The organism is Microbacterium sp. (assembly GCF_052099035.1).
In the GTDB taxonomy this organism is placed as follows: Bacteria; Actinomycetota; Actinomycetes; order Actinomycetales; family Microbacteriaceae; genus Microbacterium.
Window position 1 is genome coordinate 1 of the sequence record NZ_JBQDSX010000061.1, and the last position, 16606, is coordinate 16606.

Consider the following 16606-nt stretch of genomic DNA (forward strand, 5'->3'; position numbering starts at 1 on the left):
GAGGTACTGACCCGCACGCAGGCATATGCGGCGCTAGCAGATGATTCAGATATGCGTTCGGCGTTGTATGAATCGGCACTCATTGCCTATGGACGCTGTTTCGGAAATGGGCGCTCGGCGCAAGGCTCCTCCCGACGACGTACGATCGCAGACCACGCTCAGCAACTCCCACATTCGCTGAGAGAAAAGCACGACAAGCTCATCGCGCTCCGGAACCGCCATGTGGGCCACCGGGTCGACCACACCGAGAGCTTTGTTGTCGCTGATTTCGACCGCAAGGGGAACTTTCAACGTCTAAGTAGGATGTCTTGGACGCTGGGCTCGCACAGCGGCCATGTTGAGGATCTGACCGCGGTCTGCGAAGCACTCATCGATCTCGTCAATGTGACCGCTGAACATGAACTCGCAGTCCTTGAGCGTAACCTGCGGGGCGCCAGGATCACGAGCACTCACGTGCCCAAGCTCGACCCACAGTCATCGACTTGGATCGACCTGCCGCTCGAGCCAGGAACGAATCACTAGACGGTCATGACGAACGTTTACGCCTGCATGACGGCGAGGACGTTGCCCGCCGGATCCTTGAACCACGCGATATCCGGTCCGTGCCCGTTGCCGCGGGCGATACCGCGCTCATCGGATGCGAACTCTTCATCGCTGTAGATCTTGGTCTGCACTCCGCGAGAGATGAGGTCGTCGACCGCGGCATCGATGTCTGCCACCGGGAAATTCAGGATCGTGAAGCTCGCAGGCTCATGATTCGGCTTCGAATAGATGAACACGGACCCACCGCTCGGAAGCTTCAGATCGAGGAATCCCATCGGGTTAGCCTCGACATCGAGCCCCAATGTCTCGCCGTAGAACTGCATGGCCGCGTCGATGTCATCGACGCTGAAACCGCTGAACGCTCGATCCGCCGTGAAAGCTGTCATGCGTCCAGCATCCGTCTCTGCGGCTCAATTGTCGAGAGCTGTCGGGCCAGTGTCCCGATCTGCTGACCGCGCCCCGATCTGCGGACGCATTTGCTGAATTCGTCAGCGAATCGGGACGACCTCAGCAAATCGGGACAGGCTGGCGGCGACGCATCACCACGGGTTCGGCTTGTAATCCTTCAAGAACACGCCGTACTGATCGACTCCGGCTTCGCCCTGCACGATCGGGTCGTACACGCGCGCGGCGCCGTCGACGAGATCGAGCGGGGCGTGGAAGCCCTCTTCGGCCAGGCGCACCTTGGTGTGGTGCGGGCGCTCGTCAGTGATCCAGCCGGTGTCGACAGCGGTCATCAGGATGCCGTCGGTCTCGAGCATCTCACCGGCACTGGTGCGGGTGAGCATGTTGAGCGCCGCCTTGGCCATGTTGGTGTGCGGATGCCCCGGCCCCTTGTACCGGCGCGAGAACTGCCCCTCCATCGCCGAGACGTTCACGATGTACTTACGGTGCGCCGCGGAAGAAGCCATCGACGCCCGCAGCCTGCTGATCAGCAGGAACGGAGCTGTCGTATTCGCCAGCTGAACCTCGAGCATTTCGAGTGGATCGACCTGCTCGATCGACTGCACCCAGCTGTTGACGTGATCGATGTCGGGTACGAGCCCGCCCGCATCGATCGCGGATCCGTCGGCGTGCTTCTCCAGTGACGACGACCCCGGCGCCATCGCGAGACGCGCAAGATCCTCCGCGGTCAGCGCCTGTCCGCCCTGCTCGGCGACGGTGCCGCCGAGGGCTGCGACCGACAGCAGAGGGTTCGAGGCGACGGATGCCGCGAGCGCCTGCGGATGCGGATCGGCGGTGTGCCCGAACGTCTCCATCTCGGGCAGCGGTCCGTCCGGCAGCGGCTGCATCTCAGCATCCGCCAGCAAAGAGTACGCCCCCGGCGAGCGCCGAACCGTCTGCGCGGCGTTGTTGATGAGGATGTCGAGGGGACCTTGGGCTGCGACGGAGTCGGCGAGCGCGATCACCTGTGCCGGGTCGCGCAGGTCGATGCCGACGACGCGGAAACGGTGCAGCCAGTCGGCCGAGTCGGGCAGCGACGTGAATCGGCGCACAGCGTCGCGCGGGAAGCGCGTCGTGATCGTCAGATGCGCGCCATCGCGCAGCAGTCGCAACGCGATGTGCATCCCGATCTTCGCGCGGCCTCCGGTGAGCAGGGCGCGCTTGCCGGAGAGGTCGGTGCGGGCATTGCGCTTGCCATGGCTGAAGCGCGCGCAGTCCGGGCAGAGCTGGTGGTAGAACGCGTCGACGAGCGTATACGGCTGCTTGCAGATGTAGCAGTTGCGGGGCTTGAGCAGTTCGCCGGCGATCGGGGCATCTACGTTCGAGGCGAGGTCGTTGCCGCGCGTCTCATCGTCGATGCGGTCGGGCGCGCCGGTCGCCGTGTTCGCGACGACGGCCCGGTCGGCCTCGGCGATCGCGTCACGGATCTCCTTGCGGCGGGCGCGTTTGACCGCCTTGAACATCTGCGCGGTTCCGCGCCTCACGGCGATGTAGTCGGGATGCTGTTCGCTCATCGAGTCCAGCGAGGCGAGCACGCGCAGGGTGGTGGCGAGGTCGTCAGGATCGAGGCCGTCGCCGAGGTCTGGCGTGCTGTCGGCGGGCGCGTCGGTCATTGGGCTGATTTTACGCGAGCGGGCTGGGAGTTCCCGCCGTCACGTGGCGGCCCAGAGAGCGTCCATGGGGAGGGCAGTTATCCGCTCCCCGATCGCAACGGAGGATCGTCCGGTGTGCAGCACGTAACCGGCGACAAAGCGGTCGCCGAGCCGATCCCGCAGGATGCTGAGCCCCACAGCATCCTTGGCCCGCACTGTCGCCGATGCCTTTACTTCGATCCCGACAACACGACCATCCGGAGTTTCCAGCACAGCGTCGACCTCTACGCCCCGGTTGTCCCGATAGTGATGCAGTGTGGCGCGTTGTGAGGCCCAGCCCAGCTGTCGACGCAGCTCCCCGACGACAAAACACTCCAAGAGGGCGCCAGCGAGCGTGGCTCCGGGCCCGAGAGCCTCGGGCGACGCACCGAGCAGAGTCGCAGCGAGTCCCGAGTCCACTGGGAAGACCTTCGGCTGCTTCACCTCCCGGGAGGTCAGGTTCACACCCCATGCCGGCAGAGTATGCGTCAGATACAGAGTCTCCAGGAGCGCAATGTACGGATCGAGGGTGCGCCTCGGCATGCCTGCGTCTGTGGCGAGAGACGTCCAGACCATTGTCGTCCCCATTCGCGCTGCGATGAGACGAAGGAGCCTGGGCAGATCGGCAATCCGCTGCAATCCCGAGATGTCCACTGCATCACGCCGGACGATTTGTGCCACATAAGCCTCGTACCAGTCCTGTCGTCGACGCGCAGACGTTCGGCGCAATGCTTCCGGGTATCCACCCGCGCAGGCTCGCTCGATGTAGTCGTCACGAGCGAGTGTGCTCTCGTGGTACGCCAGCGACTGAGGACCGAAGGCGAGGTCGATGAATGAGTCCGGCATCGAATCGATCTCGCGCTGGCTGAACGGGAAGAGCTCGATATGCTCAGCGCGTCCTGCCAGCGACTCATGAGTCGATGAGAGTTCGAGGAGGTTGGCCGAACCCGTGACGAGAAAGCGACCCGGACGCTGGTCGCGATCCACGGCGGCCTTCAGCGCAACTACGAGTTCTGGAGCACGTTGCAACTCATCGATCACCAGCAACTGATCCGGCGCCTGCTCGACGAAACCTGTCGGGTCAGTGTGTGCGAAATCCAGGGATGCGGGGTCGTCCAGCGTCACGGAGACACCAGGATACTCAGTCAGGACCTGGCTGGATAATGTCGATTTGCCCACTTGCCGAGCCCCCTGAATCACGACGATCCTGGTGTCGGATAGCGCCTCTCGAACTCGCGGATACACGAGTCGCTGGACGAACAACGAGTCATTCATGTCCACGACGTTACTAGTGTGCTCGCCGTTCCACCACCCTCGACTCGCCGTTTCACCACCCTCGACTCGCCGTTTCACCAGCCATAGCTCGCCGTCTCACCACTTACCGTTCGCCGTTCCACCACCCGTCAGCGGGAGATCTTCTCCGGCCGCACGCCGAGCCCGACGAACCGTCCGGTCAGCCGCCGCATCACGGGGATGCCGCGGAGAAGCCGCAGCGGCACCGGCAGCGGAGCTCCCGGTGAACGGGTCGCGAGCAGCGGCCCCTGCAGCCGTCGCTGCGCGAACTGCGTGACACGGGTCGGCCAGGACCTGCGCCGCTGCACGGCACGCAGGTCCTGCGGCGTGGGCCGCCGGGAATGCAGCACCCGTCCGGTGATGCGGGCCGTGGCGACGGCATCCTGAATCGCGAGGTTGATGCCGACGCCGCCGGCGGGCGACATCGCGTGCGCGGAGTCGCCGATGCAGAGGAGGCCGTCGATGTACCAGCGGCGCAGCCGCTTGAGACTCACCCGCAGCAGGTGCATATCACCGGCGGTGACGGATGCCACGGCATCCGCCATGCGCGGCGAGATGCGCGCCACCCGCTGACGCATCGCCTCGATGTCCGCTGTACTCCCCGACCAGGTCCCGGCCGGAATCACGTGAGCGATCTGGAAGAAATCGTCGCGGTCGATCGCGATGATCATGCCGTCGCCCGCTTGGATGAACGGATAGCTCTCGCCGGGCCGTTTGGCCAGCCGGAACCAGAGCACGTCCATCGCCGAGGCGCTGCCGACCGGGATGAGACCGGCTTGTCCGGTCTCACTCGAGTTGGCAAATTCTCATTCGAGTTGTCCGTCGTCTCATCCGAGTTGGCATTTTCACATCCGAGTTGTCCGACGTCGGCGTGTTCTGGCCAGCGTTCATGTGCACGAGGCGTAACTTGCGGTGCAAGTCGGGAACCGCACCACGGACCTCCGCGGACACCGGGCCCCGGATAGGAGGCTCGTGCTGTGACTCTGACAACCGCGTGGCTTGAGGCACTTGACGACACCAACGCATTGGACGCGACGATCTCGTACTCTCTGTACGGTCGCACGCTTGAGGCCGATCCAGCGGATGCCGCTCAGGTTCCGTTCGAGGAGGCGGATCCTGTTCGAGAGTTCCCGTCGTACCCGCACAAGCGTTATTTCGAGGGTCGGTTCTGGGTGGCTTCCACGGGCGAGCATGTCCCGTTCGAGTCCTTCTGGGAGCGGTCGTTCTTGGCGAGTTTGGATCGCACGGGCCGGGCGCGGAGCGTGTCCAGTCAACCCATGTGGATTCACTGGCGGGAGCCGAAACGCTCGCACGCTCCGGACTATTTCGTGCGTCAGGCCGACGGAGGCGCTCTGCTCGTCGATGTCCGTGAGAAGGCCAACATCGAACCCGACGATGCGGCAGTGTTCGAACTCACACGGCGATTGGCCGTGGCACTCGGTTGGCAGTATCTCGTCTTCGATGACCTCCCTGGCGCAACTCAGGAGAATCTTCGTTTCCTGACCCGCTACCGAGACCCGCGCTGGCTCGACGGCATCGACCTATCTTCATTGCCTGCTCAGGGGTCGATGACGCTCGCAGACTTCGTCGGTCTTCTTCGCGGCGCCGTCCACTCGCCGCAGGGTGCCGCGTACGCGCTCATCTGGCTGGATCACGTCAGAGTCAACCTTGACCGGCCGCTCTCGATGACAACGGTCGTTCGCTTCGGAGCAGACCGGTGAAAGTGCATCCGGGGGACCTGATTCGCTGGCGCGGCGAGGAACACCATGTCGTTCTGGTCCGCAACACTTACCTGACGTTGCGGCCAGTGGACGGTGATGATGACGTCGAGGTTCTCGCCGCCGACCTGCCGGGTGAAGCAGAACTTGCCTCAGCCGTGTCCGCATCGGAAGTGCTGGATCTGCGTGTGCTGGACGACCTCGACCGCGCGGAGAGGAACCACGTCGACGTGTGGCTCGACGAGCTTGATCGCTTCGAGTCTCTGGTCGCCGAGGGTACGTCGAAAGCCGCCGCGAACCGACTCATCATCGACAATGTGAACCGGCGGCTCGGTACCGACTACGGCCCGCGAAAGGTTCAGCGTCAACGCCAGGCGTTGCAGGAGGGCGGAGTTGCGGGACTCCTTGACCGACGCCGCTTCGGCCTCGCCGACGCACCCGCCCGCGCCTACGATTCGCGGCTCGTCGAAGCCTTCACGGAGGTCATCGATGAACAGACGAACAAGGCGACGGGGACGAAGACGCGCGTCATGTGGCTCGCGCTACAGCGACTGGAACAGCGACACGGCGCCGGTGTCATACCGGTTCCCAGCCGCGCAACGTTATACCGGCTGATCGATCTGATTGAGGGCGGGCGCCACACGTTCGGGAGTGCCCGGACGCGTCGGACGACGGCCAACCAACCAAAGCACATGCACGGGAAGCGTGTCGGTCTGCGGCCCGGTGAGCAGGTGTTGATTGATACGACGCCGATGGAGATCCTCGTCGAGTGCGACGGTGAACCGGTGCGTCCAGATCTGACAATTCTGCTGGACGAAGCATCACGGAGCGTGCCGGCCGCGATCGTCACCGTCGGCACGCGGAGCATCGACCTCATCGTCGTTCTCGCCCGCGCCCTGGTCCCGTACGCGTTCCGTCCGGACGGGGTGCGCGCAAACCGTCGAACCGTGTCACAGGCGTGGATCGGCGACGATGAGCTGCTTGCGCAACGGTTTGAGGACGTCCGGGAATCGCAGCCGTACATCTTCCCGGAGACGATCACCACCGACCGAGGATCCACGTACGTATCCAAACATTTCACCGACGCCTGCAGGACGCTCGGGATCTCGCTCACGCTCGCGGCGCAATACACGCCGACACATAAGGCAAAGGTCGAGCGGATGTTCCGCACGATCAAGGACCTCTTCACCCAGTACGCGGTCAGCTTCCTCGGTCAGAGCCCGGACATGAGAGGCACTGAGCTGATCCCTGTGTCGCAGTTGCTGACTCTCGAACAGCTGCAGGAGCTGCTGGAGGACTGGATCGCCGGGTACTGGCAGAACCGGCCCTCCCACGCGCTCCGGGACCCGAGGAACCCGCGCCTCAAGCTGACCCCGAATCAGATGGTGACCGCGTTCCGTGAGGTTGCCCCCGAACTGCACATCCCGCTCACCGCGGACCGCTACATCGCTCTGCTGCCGACGAGCTGGCGGGCGATCCATCACTACGGAATCAACATCGACTACCGCATCTACGATTCCGAGAAATTGCACGGGCTCCGACGCACCCGCTCCCGGCACCGCAACCATCAAGGCCAGTGGCCGATCCATGTCGACCCGTACAACCCGATGACGGTCTGGCTCGAAGTCGACGACGAGTTCATCCCGCTGACCTGGCGGTCCCCGTACGGGGGTGCGCCGATGGCGGAGGAAGTCTGGCGGATCGCACGGGCGCAGGCCGTTGCGCGCGGAGACGACCAGCCCGACCATGATGACCTCAACGACGTCATGCGCCGCTTCATGCACACCGGCAACCGACTCCAGACGGCACGAGAACGGAAGCGAGCGCTCTCGAACCACGCTGACCTGCTCGGAATCACGAACCAGATCGCGGACGCCACCGCCTCTGGCGATGATCATCCTCCCGCGACACCTCCCACGGCGGAGGCCCCTTATGCTGTCCCGGCGGCGGCGAAGCCGTGGCCGGTGGGACCATCGCTCGGATACACCCGACCGCCGGAGGGGTAAGTCATGTTCGGGGATCTGATCGACGGTTTCGATCTCGACACGCCCACAGTTGGTTTCGACTATGCGACCAAGGAAGGCTGGCGCGAGTTCGTCGAATTCACGGCGCCGCGGCCGCCCCCTGTGACCCGGCGTGAGTACGATGCGATGTCATCGACGGATCGGGCGTTCTACAACATCGCCCGCGAGCGATACATGACGGTGAGTGCCCGCGTCGTCACCCCGTCCCTGAAGCGCTTCGTGTCCGCCGCACGCAACGCGATGGCCGACAACCGGTCACCGGACGCCAGCAAATCCGGCGTCCTCATCTCCGGCCAGCCCGGGCACGGGAAAACCACCGCGGTACAGGAGTTCGGCCGCGCCTACGAACACGCCCGCCGCGCCCGCAACCCCAAGCCGCGCCGGGACCTGATCCCGGTGGCGTTCGCGCAGGTTCCCACGCACGCGACTGAGAAGACGATGATGAAGAAACTCGCCGATTTCTACGCGCTGCCCTACTCTCGCACCGCCACCTACGAGACGCTCCTCAGCCGCGTCAGCCACACCATGCGGGCGTGTTCCACGGAACTCGTGATCATCGACGACATACATCGCCTCGACCTGCGCTACCGGGCGAACGAACAAGCGGCGGACGCTCTCAAGGAGCTCTCCGAACGGTGCCCCGGCACCATGGTCTACGCCGGCGTCGACGTCGCCGCCAACGGGCTGTTCTGGGGTGCCCGCGGGGAGCAGATCATGGCCCGCTTCGAGCTCGTCACCTTCGACGCCTACGACGCCGAGACACTCGAGGCCGCCGAAGTGTGGGGCCGGATCCTCACCGACCTGGAAGCCTCCCTGTGCTTGATCGATCAGCCCGAGGGTGAGATCCTCACTGTTGCTGCTGAGCTTCGGGACCTGTCCCGGGGATCGATCGGACGCATGGCGAAGGCGATCCGAAGGTGCGCTCGGCAGGCGATCGAGGACCGCACCGAACACCTCAACCTCGATGACCTCCTGGTGGTGCTGGCATCGAGGAAGGACGCCGACGAATGGGCCACGGAGAAGGCCGCAGAACCGCGCCGGACTCGCAGACGCGGACCGGCGATGAGCAGACGATGAGAGCACTGCCGGCGACCATCGAACCCTTCCAGGGCGAGACCGTCTGCAGCGTCTACCATCGCCTCGTCGAACGAAACGACCTCACTACCGGAGAACTCTGGACAGCGATCCGCAGGCAGAACCCGGGGCTTCCGCTGCGCACGACTCCAGGGCTCGTGCCGCGGATCGTCGAGGACCTCGCCGGGCTGCCGCGCGGCCGGCTCGATCAGGACGCCGATACGCATCGCCTGTTCGTTCGCTGCGAACACACGCTCTGGCAGCACAGCAGCTGCCCGGCATGCGCACCGTTGCCCGCACCGGTCACGATGTGCAGACGCTGCACCGGCGGCGAGAACGTGGAAGCTCGCGCGCGGACCGGCGGCGTCTGTGCACGCCACCGACGATGGCACTACGCCGGACACGACGACGACCTCGGCGACGAGACCCGGTACGGGCAGGCCGAACGGTGCCTGACCGGGCCCCTTTGGCAACGGGGCATCGGACTCGACACCGGCGAACTCGAGCTCGCCACCGAACTGCTCACCCTCCACCGGCAACACGTCGGCGCCGTTGAAGGACGTGGCGACGCGGCCGAGCGACTTCGCGCGCTCTACCCCGAGGCGGTCTGCTTGACTGCGTTCCTGACCGAGCCCTGGGCGACGCGCTTCCTCGCCCACACCCACATCGGACAGCTCCCGGTCGTGGCACTCATCGAAGCGACCGTCGTCGCCGTCTCCGCCCACTCGCGATCAGACCTCAACAACATCAGCGAGACCTTCCAGGCCACTGGACGTGAGGCATCCGTCCGCATCACCCGCACGGTGCGGTACGGCCAGCCGGTGCCCATCGGCTCGCTCGGCACCCTTGTCAGAGAATCTACGCCGCGGCTGCGGGCCGTATTCCTGCGACACAACGACGCCCGACGGCCCCCGGGTACCCGCTCGTCGCCTTGGTGAGCACCGTGCTGAGAACCCTTCCGATCCTGATCGAACCCGTCGCCGGGGAAATCTGCGATGGCTACATCGACCGGCTCGCGGCCACCCACCTGCTCGACGTCCCCGACATCCGCCGTGAACTCATCCGGCACATCGGACGGCAGGGCTGGAACAGCAGCGACTCCCGGCTGCCCGACGCGCTCGCGCAACTCGCCGGCCTTCCGCTACATGCGCTGACGCCCTCGTTCGAGGAGCATGGCATGTGGGTCCGCTGCGGACACCCCGCCTGGTCACCCAAGAAATGCGCACGCTGCCGACGCTTCGACACACCACGAACGGCCTGCACCCTCTGCGCTGGTGGCCTGCCAACGCTCACCATCGCCCGCGGCGGCGCCTACTGCACACGACATGCCCAATGGTCCTTCCGTGATCTGCACGCCACCATCCCTGAAACAGACGAGTACGAATGGGCCGAGCGGCAAGTGAAGACCACGCTGTGGGAGCGCGGTGTGACGTTGCATACCGGCGAGATCAACCTCGCCGCCGCACTCGTGCGCGCCTGGAACGACGGCACCCCCGAACCCTGCCCCCTCCACACCAGATCGGAGCGATTCGGTCTCGCATCGCCACGGTCGTACGAGGAGACCCTGCTGTGCGCCTACCCTGACGTGATCCGAGTGGCGACCCTGATCACCACTCGGCGCGTCATCACTCCACTGCTTGACACCGCCGTCTCCGCGCTCACACAGGCCGACAGGTTCACCGTCGCTGTCGCCGCAGCATGCGGAGGGCACCCGAATGAGGGCCTCCGCATGCTCGCGCGCGCGATCGTCGGATACGCGCACCGCAGTGTGCACTACGCCGCGGGCCTCCGGCGCACCCCGCAGACGAAGAACCTCGCCTGCCCCATGAACCGGGCCCTGATCGTCGCAGCCGGACGTCAACGCGCCTGCCTGCTCCGACACGCCACCCCCGCACAGATCCGCGACACCGGCTGGAAACGAACCGGCGGAGCCCCACGCCCCCGCGCCACCCGCAACCGCCCACTCCAACCCGACGAACTCGCACTCCCATGACCGTCCAGACCGATAACCTGCTGTTACGCGACTCGCAGGGTGCCGATCAGTCGCTGGCTTCCGCGGCCATGCCGCGACCGAAAGGCATCGGAGAGGAACGTTGCCTTCGGCAACGGGAGGGGATCAGAGCTGACATGACCGAGGACTACCCGCCAGAACTTCAGGGCATCATCGACAGATTTGCGCCTTCTTGGCCCGAGATCATCGACGTGCAACCTGGCTGGTATCCGCTCCTCGCAAGACTCGACGCGACGCTTGCGGGCATCACTCCCGGTTACATCGTGCAGCAGGTGAAATCTAAGTTCGGTGCACTGAGCTTCTACGCGCAGCCATCCGAGGAACCCTCGAGCTTCGACGAGGACTTCACCGACGCGATTCGCGCCGCGGAATGGGAGAGCATCGAGACGTGCGAGGAATGTGGCGGGCCTGCGAGACAGTACGTGATCCAGATGTGGGTCTCGACGCTATGCACCGACCACGCACCGTCTGCCTGAGCTCCCCCGAGACGGGTCCACAGCAGCCCTGTTGGGCAGGTCGATGCCGTCTCGCTACCTCGAGGTGAGAGGCTTCTTAGTCCACGCATGCGCGGGGCCCCGCTCGTGCATACTGAGGAGATGGCTCGGTGGGTATGGATCGGCGTTCCCGCGGTCGTCGTCGCGGCTGTAGGGGCGTGGGCCGTCGTGGACCTCGCGTTAGCGACGACGCCACCCGAACTCGGTCCGAGCGTGGTGATCACCGTCGTGCCGAGCCCAACCAGTGAGCCCAGTCCGCCGTCTTCACCGCCGGCGCCACCGACAGATCCCGGTGCGGAAACGGTGGATCCCGCGCCACCGCCTCCCGCGGGCGAAGACGACGAAGACGACAACGACGATGTTGACGACGCTAACGACCTCGAGGACTGAGCGAAGCGGACTGACCGCACGTGGTCGAATTCTTGGCTGGATCCTACTGATCGTCGCGATCGCCGTCGCGGTGATCGTCTTGGCCACCGGGCGGGCGCTGTTCGCACGGGTCGACGTCGCGGCGAGCACCGAAATCGTCCACGAGGCGGAGAAGTTCCGCTCGTTCGCCGGCGAGGAAACCGGGACGGCGCCTTCCTTCGCGTCGGTTCCGGACCTTCTCGCCGCGTACCTGGCGCAGAGTGTGCCCGAGGGGGCCGAGACGTTCTTCACCATCGTGGACGGGCGTGCGCACCTGCGGAGCCACGGTGAGGCGCTGGCGCGGCTGGACCGGGACCCGGGGTTCGTTGCAGAAGCCGCAGCGGCGACTGAACCCCGGTCGGGTCGGGTCGACACCACCGCGGGTCCCGCCGCGTACGCGGTGATTCCCATCCAGAGCGCCGAGGGAGCCGGACGCAGCACGCTGGTGATCGTGGAGTTCCTCGCGCCCGCGTATGAGGAGGCGTGGTCGACGATTCTTGTGATGGCGGCGATCGCAGGTGCCGCGCTGCTCGCCGCGGCCCTGGCGGGATGGCTGGTCGCCGGGCGCGTGCTGGCGCCGATCAGGGAGGTTCGAGAGACGGCCGCGCGGATCAGTGAGAGCGACCTGGGGCGACGGATCCCGGTGTCCGGCACCGATGACGTCGCCCAGCTGGCTGCGACCTTCAACCGGATGCTGGATCGCGTCGAGTCCGCGTTCGATGGGCAGCGCCGGTTCCTCGATGATGCCGGTCATGAGTTGCGCACCCCTCTCACGATCATCCGTGGCCACCTCGATGTGATGCGCGACGATCCGGTCGATCGCGCGCAGACGCTGCGGCTGGTCACCGACGAGTTGGAGCGGATGTCGCGGCTCGTGGACGACCTCATTCTGCTGGCGCGCAGCGCCCGGCCCGGCTTCCTCGCGATGACGCCCGTCGACCTCACCGATCTCGTTGTGGAAACGCTCGCCAAGACCACTGCGCTGGGTGAGCGCCGTTGGTCCATCGATGCGGTGCCGGACGGGACGGCGCTCGTGGACGGGCAGCGGCTGACGCAGGCGCTGCTGCAGCTGGCCAGCAACGCGGTCGATCACACCGCCGACGGGGATGCGATCTCGCTCGGCGGCACCGTCGAGGACGGGCGTATCCGGCTCTGGGTGTCGGACACGGGTGACGGTGTACGGGTCGAGGATCAGGAGCGGATCTTCGCGCGTTTCGACCGCGGTGCGGGCGAGAACCGTGCCGACGGCAGCGGGCTGGGATTGGCGATCGTGACCCGCATCGCGCACGCACACGGCGGCCGGGTGCAGCTGGACTCCCGCCCCGACGAGGGCGCGACATTCACCCTCGACCTGCCCTACCTGGCACCCGACGACCCGCACGAACATGGAGGCACCGCATGAACCGCATCCTGATCGCCGAGGACGAGGCCAGGATCGGCTCGTTCATCGTCAAGGGCCTGGAGCCCCATGGATTCCATGCCGAGGTCGTCCGGGACGGCGCGTCTGCCGTGGAGTACGCGGAATCGGGCCGATTCGACCTGCTCGTGCTCGACATCGGCCTGCCACGGCTGGATGGTTTCAGCGTGCTGCGGCGGCTGCGCACCGACCGAATCGAGATCCCGGTGATCATCCTCACCGCGAGGGATGCCGTCGAGGACACCGTCGCCGGCTTGTCGGGCGGGGCCGATGACTATATGCGCAAGCCGTTCGCCATCGAGGAGTTGATCGCACGGATCCGGCTGCGGCTGAGGTCGGAGGGCGGCGCAGAGCCCACCGTGTTGCGGGTGGGGGAGCTCAGTCTCGACGTGCGCACCCGGCGGGCGACGCGCGGCGATGCCGAGGTCGAGCTCACCGCACGCGAGTTCCTGTTGCTGGAGACGTTCATGCGGCACCCGGACCAGGTGCTGACCCGGCAGCAGCTGCTGAGCCAGGTGTGGGGCTTCGACTTCGACCCCGGCTCGAACGTCGTGGACGTGTATGTCGGATATCTGCGCACGAAGCTCGGCGGCGACGACATTGAGACCATCCGCGGCGTCGGCTACCGCCTGAACCCGGAACGGATGTGAACTCTCTCATGGAAGGCTCATCAGCGTCTCACCGGCGCGCGGGAGTCTGAGATCATCTCGATTGAAGGAGTGGTCTCATGTCACTGGAGTTCATCGTCGCGGTCGCCACCGATCTCGTCGCCATCGCGATTCTCGCGTACGGTCTGTACTTCCGCCGTCACCAGCGTCGCGACCTGCTGCTGTCGTACATCGCGCTCAACGTCGGCGTCCTCGCGGTCACTGTCGCTCTCAGCTCCGTGGAAGTCGGCATCGGGCTCGGCATCGGGCTGTTCGGCATCCTCTCGATCATCCGGCTCCGCTCCGACCAGATCACCCAACAGGAAATCGCCTACTACTTCGTCGCGCTGACGCTCGGTCTGCTCGCCGGCCTCCGGCCGACACCGGTATGGATCGTGCCGGCGCTCTCGGCGCTGCTGCTGGCGGTGATGCTCATCGTCGACAGCCCCCGGGTCGCGTCCCGTACCCGCCGCCACACCCTCACCCTCGACCACGCGATCACCGCACCCGCCGCGCTGACCGCCGCGCTCGAAGAGGTACTGCACGCCGAAGTCACCCGCGTCGAAGTGCTCGACATCGACCTGGTGCGCGATGTCACCGTCGTCGACGTCCGGTACCGGGTAGCCCGTGAGAGACGGCGTCGCCTGGAGGAGCCGGAGAAGAAGGTGTGGACGGGGACGGTTCGTACGACTCCCGCCGTCGACCGGATTCCCGCATGACACTCATTGATGGGATTGTGAGGCAACTGCCGCCGATCTCACTAACCGAACTCAACGCGACGGCGCAGCTGCTGACCCGGGTCGACCGCAAATACTTCGTCCCGCGGCTGCTGCTGACACAGCTCATCACCGAGCTGGATGAATGCCGCGTCCTGGAGATCGACGGGCGACGCCGCTTCCACTACCGCACCGTGTACTTCGACTCGCCCGCGTTCGACTTCTACCGGCAGCACGTGCAGGGCCGACGCCACCGACACAAGGTGCGCACCCGCACCTACACCGACAGCGGTGAGTGCCTGCTCGAAGTGAAGTCGAAGGGATACCGTGGCTGCACTGTGAAGCGGCGCATCGATCACGACCCCGACCGGCCCGACACGCTCGATCCGCCCGGTGCCGCGTTCGTAGCATCCTGCACTGGGGCGAACCCCACCCGACTGCATCCCGTGCTCGACACCGTCTACCAGCGCACCACCCTGGTCCAACGCGACCAGCGGATTACCCTGGATGTCGACCTGGCCTTCTCCGCCGCCGATGCGGAACACCATGGTCCCGACGACGTACTCGTCGAGACGAAATCCATGGGGGGTCGCGGGTCGCTCGACCGGATGCTGATCCACGCCGGTGTCCGGCCGCACACCGTGAGCAAGTACTGTGTCGCCGCGGCACTGCTATACCCGGAACTAACGCACAACCCCTGGAACCGCACGCTACGCCGCTACTTCCCAGCCGACGAAGCACCGTGAGCTGAGGGCGATTGTTTGTCCCGAATTCGTGCGCGAGACGTCCACTGCAGGCACTACCCCCTTCAGCACTGCAGCGAACGACCCGAGAGGTCCGAATAGCTCCCCAGCACTTCTTCGCACCCTGGCCAGAGCATAGCGCGCGCATAGTCGAAAATCGACAGGAAAGTCACCCGTCGTCCTTCCACATCAGGCAGTCAGAGGGGACCACATTGCACACCTCCGATCGGACAGAGCCCATGCCCTTGCGCGGTCGGTGACCAGCCGCGCGTCGACACAGACCCGAACGCCTCCGAGGGCGAGCACGACGTCGCGCGGGGCCGGCGTCAGCCCAGCAGTGTGCCGCTGGAAGCAATGAATCCGCCCAGCAGGAACGCGCTGGATGCCGATCACGAGTGGGCGGTTGTCCATGCTCGCGCCCTCTCCCAGTGCATGATGGGGTGACCACGTGTCCTTTGCCGCGGCGCAGCAGGGCCCGATTGTCAAAGGGAGGACATCGTGGAATCGCATCCCGAAGCGATGGGTCAGGATGGAGCGAGCGAAGCGGGACAAGCGGCGTCGCGTCCTCTCCGCGCCCAGGGAATTGCTCGCGCTGCGGGGTATCGGCACGGGTGACGATGCAGCAGATCGCCGACCGTGCCGACATCGCCATCGGCACCCTGTACCTCCAAGCAAGCACGAAATTCGAACTGCTCATCATGGCGCTTCCGGTGTGATCCTCCACCGCCATCAAGAGGGCCGCCGACTTCGCCGACGAGATGCGGCTCGCTGAGCGGCGTCCCGCGACAGCACAGCGCGTGTGTTTGGTGCCGTTTCGTGCGGGAAACTCGGTCTCGGGCATCGCTTCAGCCCGGATTCAGCGTCGAGCGGCCACACTGGGGGAATGCGGATCCTGGTGGTGGACGACGAGGTGCGCCTGGCCGAGGGTGTGCGCCGCGGTCTCGAGGCCGAGGGGTTCGCCGTCGATGTCGCGCACAATGGCGTCGACGGACTCTGGCGGGCGCGGGAGACGCGCTACGACGCGATCGTGCTCGACCTGATGATGCCGGGCATGAGCGGGTGGAAGGTGTGCGAGGCGCTGCGCGCCGAGGAGAACTGGACGCCGGTGCTGATGCTCACCGCGAAGGACGGCGAATGGGATCAGGTCGAGGCGCTGGAGACCGGGGCCGACGACTACGTCACGAAACCGTTCTCGTTCGCGATTCTGGTGGCACGCCTGCGCGCGCTCGTCCGACGCGGAGCCGTCGCCCGACCTGCGATCCTGGAAGCGGGCGATCTGCGGCTCGACCCCGCTGCGCACCGCGTCTGGCGCGGCGAAAGCGCCGTCACGCTGACCGCGCGGGAGTTCTCCGTGCTGGAGTACCTGATGCGTCATCGCGGCCAGGTCATGTCGAAGCGCGCCCTCATCGACGGCGTCTGGGACGACGACTTCGACGGTGACCC

The 16606-nt window shown here is 65.8% G+C and carries 18 protein-coding genes; 14 read left to right on the plus strand and 4 right to left on the minus strand.

The annotated features are described in order from the left end of the window. A partial coding sequence (locus ACTIAO_RS14280; RefSeq protein ID WP_441906884.1) for a hypothetical protein occupies window positions 1-522 on the plus strand: 522 nt, incomplete at its 5' end. Between the two features lie 17 nt (window positions 523-539). Here the strand turns inward: ACTIAO_RS14280 and ACTIAO_RS14285 are convergent. The 4 genes from ACTIAO_RS14285 to ACTIAO_RS14300 form a co-directional block, all read right to left on the minus strand. Further along, on the minus strand, window positions 540-929 hold the full coding sequence (locus ACTIAO_RS14285) for a VOC family protein (protein ID WP_441906885.1): 390 nt from the start codon (window positions 927-929) through the stop codon (window positions 540-542). Window positions 930-1082: 153 nt separating this feature from the next. Further along, a complete protein-coding gene (locus ACTIAO_RS14290) occupies window positions 1083-2600 on the minus strand; it encodes an SDR family NAD(P)-dependent oxidoreductase (RefSeq protein ID WP_441906886.1) in 1518 nt (505 codons plus the stop codon). A gap of 39 nt (window positions 2601-2639) precedes the next feature. Beyond that, the gene (locus ACTIAO_RS14295) at window positions 2640-3893 is read right to left on the minus strand and encodes an ATP-binding protein (protein WP_441906887.1); all 1254 of its coding nucleotides are present in this window, start codon (window positions 3891-3893) and stop codon (window positions 2640-2642) included. A 128-nt stretch (window positions 3894-4021) separates the two neighbouring features. Further along, window positions 4022-4678, minus strand: a complete 657-nt coding sequence (locus ACTIAO_RS14300; protein WP_441906901.1) for an FAD-dependent monooxygenase — start codon at window positions 4676-4678, stop codon at window positions 4022-4024. A gap of 210 nt (window positions 4679-4888) precedes the next feature. On the opposite strand from ACTIAO_RS14300, the gene ACTIAO_RS14305 reads away from it, so the two are divergent. From ACTIAO_RS14305 to ACTIAO_RS14365, 13 genes are all read left to right on the plus strand, one after another. Beyond that, window positions 4889-5632, plus strand: coding sequence for a TnsA-like heteromeric transposase endonuclease subunit (locus ACTIAO_RS14305; RefSeq protein WP_441906888.1), 744 nt, complete (start codon window positions 4889-4891; stop codon window positions 5630-5632). Window positions 5633-5718: 86 nt separating this feature from the next. Further along, window positions 5719-7635, plus strand: a complete 1917-nt coding sequence (locus tag ACTIAO_RS14310) for a hypothetical protein (RefSeq protein ID WP_441906889.1) — start codon at window positions 5719-5721, stop codon at window positions 7633-7635. A 3-nt stretch (window positions 7636-7638) separates the two neighbouring features. Then, window positions 7639-8730 (plus strand): TniB family NTP-binding protein, encoded by a 1092-nt coding sequence (locus tag ACTIAO_RS14315; RefSeq protein WP_441906890.1) that lies wholly within the window; start codon window positions 7639-7641, stop codon window positions 8728-8730. Continuing rightward, window positions 8727-9665: a hypothetical protein gene (locus ACTIAO_RS14320; protein WP_441906891.1), complete on the plus strand. Its 939-nt coding sequence runs from the start codon at window positions 8727-8729 to the stop codon at window positions 9663-9665. Before ACTIAO_RS14315 ends, ACTIAO_RS14320 begins: the two co-directional genes overlap by 4 nt. A gap of 5 nt (window positions 9666-9670) precedes the next feature. Beyond that, window positions 9671-10720: a hypothetical protein gene (locus ACTIAO_RS14325; RefSeq protein WP_441906892.1), complete on the plus strand. Its 1050-nt coding sequence runs from the start codon at window positions 9671-9673 to the stop codon at window positions 10718-10720. Between the two features lie 134 nt (window positions 10721-10854). Next, window positions 10855-11214: a hypothetical protein gene (locus ACTIAO_RS14330; RefSeq protein WP_441906893.1), complete on the plus strand. Its 360-nt coding sequence runs from the start codon at window positions 10855-10857 to the stop codon at window positions 11212-11214. 120 nt (window positions 11215-11334) lie between these two features. Further along, a complete protein-coding gene (locus tag ACTIAO_RS14335) occupies window positions 11335-11622 on the plus strand; it encodes a hypothetical protein (RefSeq protein ID WP_441906894.1) in 288 nt (95 codons plus the stop codon). After that, a complete protein-coding gene (locus ACTIAO_RS14340) occupies window positions 11591-13042 on the plus strand; it encodes a sensor histidine kinase (RefSeq protein ID WP_441906895.1) in 1452 nt (483 codons plus the stop codon). The genes ACTIAO_RS14335 and ACTIAO_RS14340 overlap by 32 nt, the downstream gene beginning before the upstream one ends. After that, complete coding sequence (locus tag ACTIAO_RS14345) at window positions 13039-13707, plus strand: response regulator transcription factor (RefSeq protein WP_441906896.1); 669 nt, start codon at window positions 13039-13041, stop codon at window positions 13705-13707. Before ACTIAO_RS14340 ends, ACTIAO_RS14345 begins: the two co-directional genes overlap by 4 nt. 77 nt (window positions 13708-13784) lie before the next feature. After that, window positions 13785-14423: a DUF4956 domain-containing protein gene (locus ACTIAO_RS14350; RefSeq protein WP_441906897.1), complete on the plus strand. Its 639-nt coding sequence runs from the start codon at window positions 13785-13787 to the stop codon at window positions 14421-14423. Then, a complete protein-coding gene (locus tag ACTIAO_RS14355; protein WP_441906898.1) occupies window positions 14420-15166 on the plus strand; it encodes a polyphosphate polymerase domain-containing protein in 747 nt (248 codons plus the stop codon). The genes ACTIAO_RS14350 and ACTIAO_RS14355 overlap by 4 nt, the downstream gene beginning before the upstream one ends. Window positions 15167-15774: 608 nt before the next feature. Further along, the gene (locus tag ACTIAO_RS14360; RefSeq protein WP_441906899.1) at window positions 15775-15879 is read left to right on the plus strand and encodes a TetR family transcriptional regulator; all 105 of its coding nucleotides are present in this window, start codon (window positions 15775-15777) and stop codon (window positions 15877-15879) included. A 167-nt stretch (window positions 15880-16046) separates the two neighbouring features. Continuing rightward, window positions 16047-16606 (plus strand): response regulator transcription factor (locus tag ACTIAO_RS14365; RefSeq protein WP_441906900.1); only part of this gene is annotated, 560 nt, incomplete at its 3' end.

Bases quoted from the DNA above. Each gene is read 5' to 3' on its own strand.
- ACTIAO_RS14330 (WP_441906893.1), top strand. From the start codon at position 10,855: ATGACCGAGGACTACCCGCCAGAACTTCAGGGCATCATCGACAGATTT.
- ACTIAO_RS14290 (WP_441906886.1), bottom strand. From the start codon at position 2,600: ATGACCGACGCGCCCGCCGACAGCACGCCAGACCTCGGCGACGGCCTC.
- ACTIAO_RS14335 (WP_441906894.1), top strand. From the start codon at position 11,335: ATGGCTCGGTGGGTATGGATCGGCGTTCCCGCGGTCGTCGTCGCGGCT.
- ACTIAO_RS14285 (WP_441906885.1), bottom strand. From the start codon at position 929: ATGACAGCTTTCACGGCGGATCGAGCGTTCAGCGGTTTCAGCGTCGAT.
- ACTIAO_RS14340 (WP_441906895.1), top strand. From the start codon at position 11,591: ATGTTGACGACGCTAACGACCTCGAGGACTGAGCGAAGCGGACTGACC.
- ACTIAO_RS14355 (WP_441906898.1), top strand. From the start codon at position 14,420: ATGACACTCATTGATGGGATTGTGAGGCAACTGCCGCCGATCTCACTA.
- ACTIAO_RS14350 (WP_441906897.1), top strand. From the start codon at position 13,785: ATGTCACTGGAGTTCATCGTCGCGGTCGCCACCGATCTCGTCGCCATC.
- ACTIAO_RS14295 (WP_441906887.1), bottom strand. From the start codon at position 3,893: ATGAATGACTCGTTGTTCGTCCAGCGACTCGTGTATCCGCGAGTTCGA.
- ACTIAO_RS14320 (WP_441906891.1), top strand. From the start codon at position 8,727: ATGAGAGCACTGCCGGCGACCATCGAACCCTTCCAGGGCGAGACCGTC.
- ACTIAO_RS14345 (WP_441906896.1), top strand. From the start codon at position 13,039: ATGAACCGCATCCTGATCGCCGAGGACGAGGCCAGGATCGGCTCGTTC.
- ACTIAO_RS14315 (WP_441906890.1), top strand. From the start codon at position 7,639: ATGTTCGGGGATCTGATCGACGGTTTCGATCTCGACACGCCCACAGTT.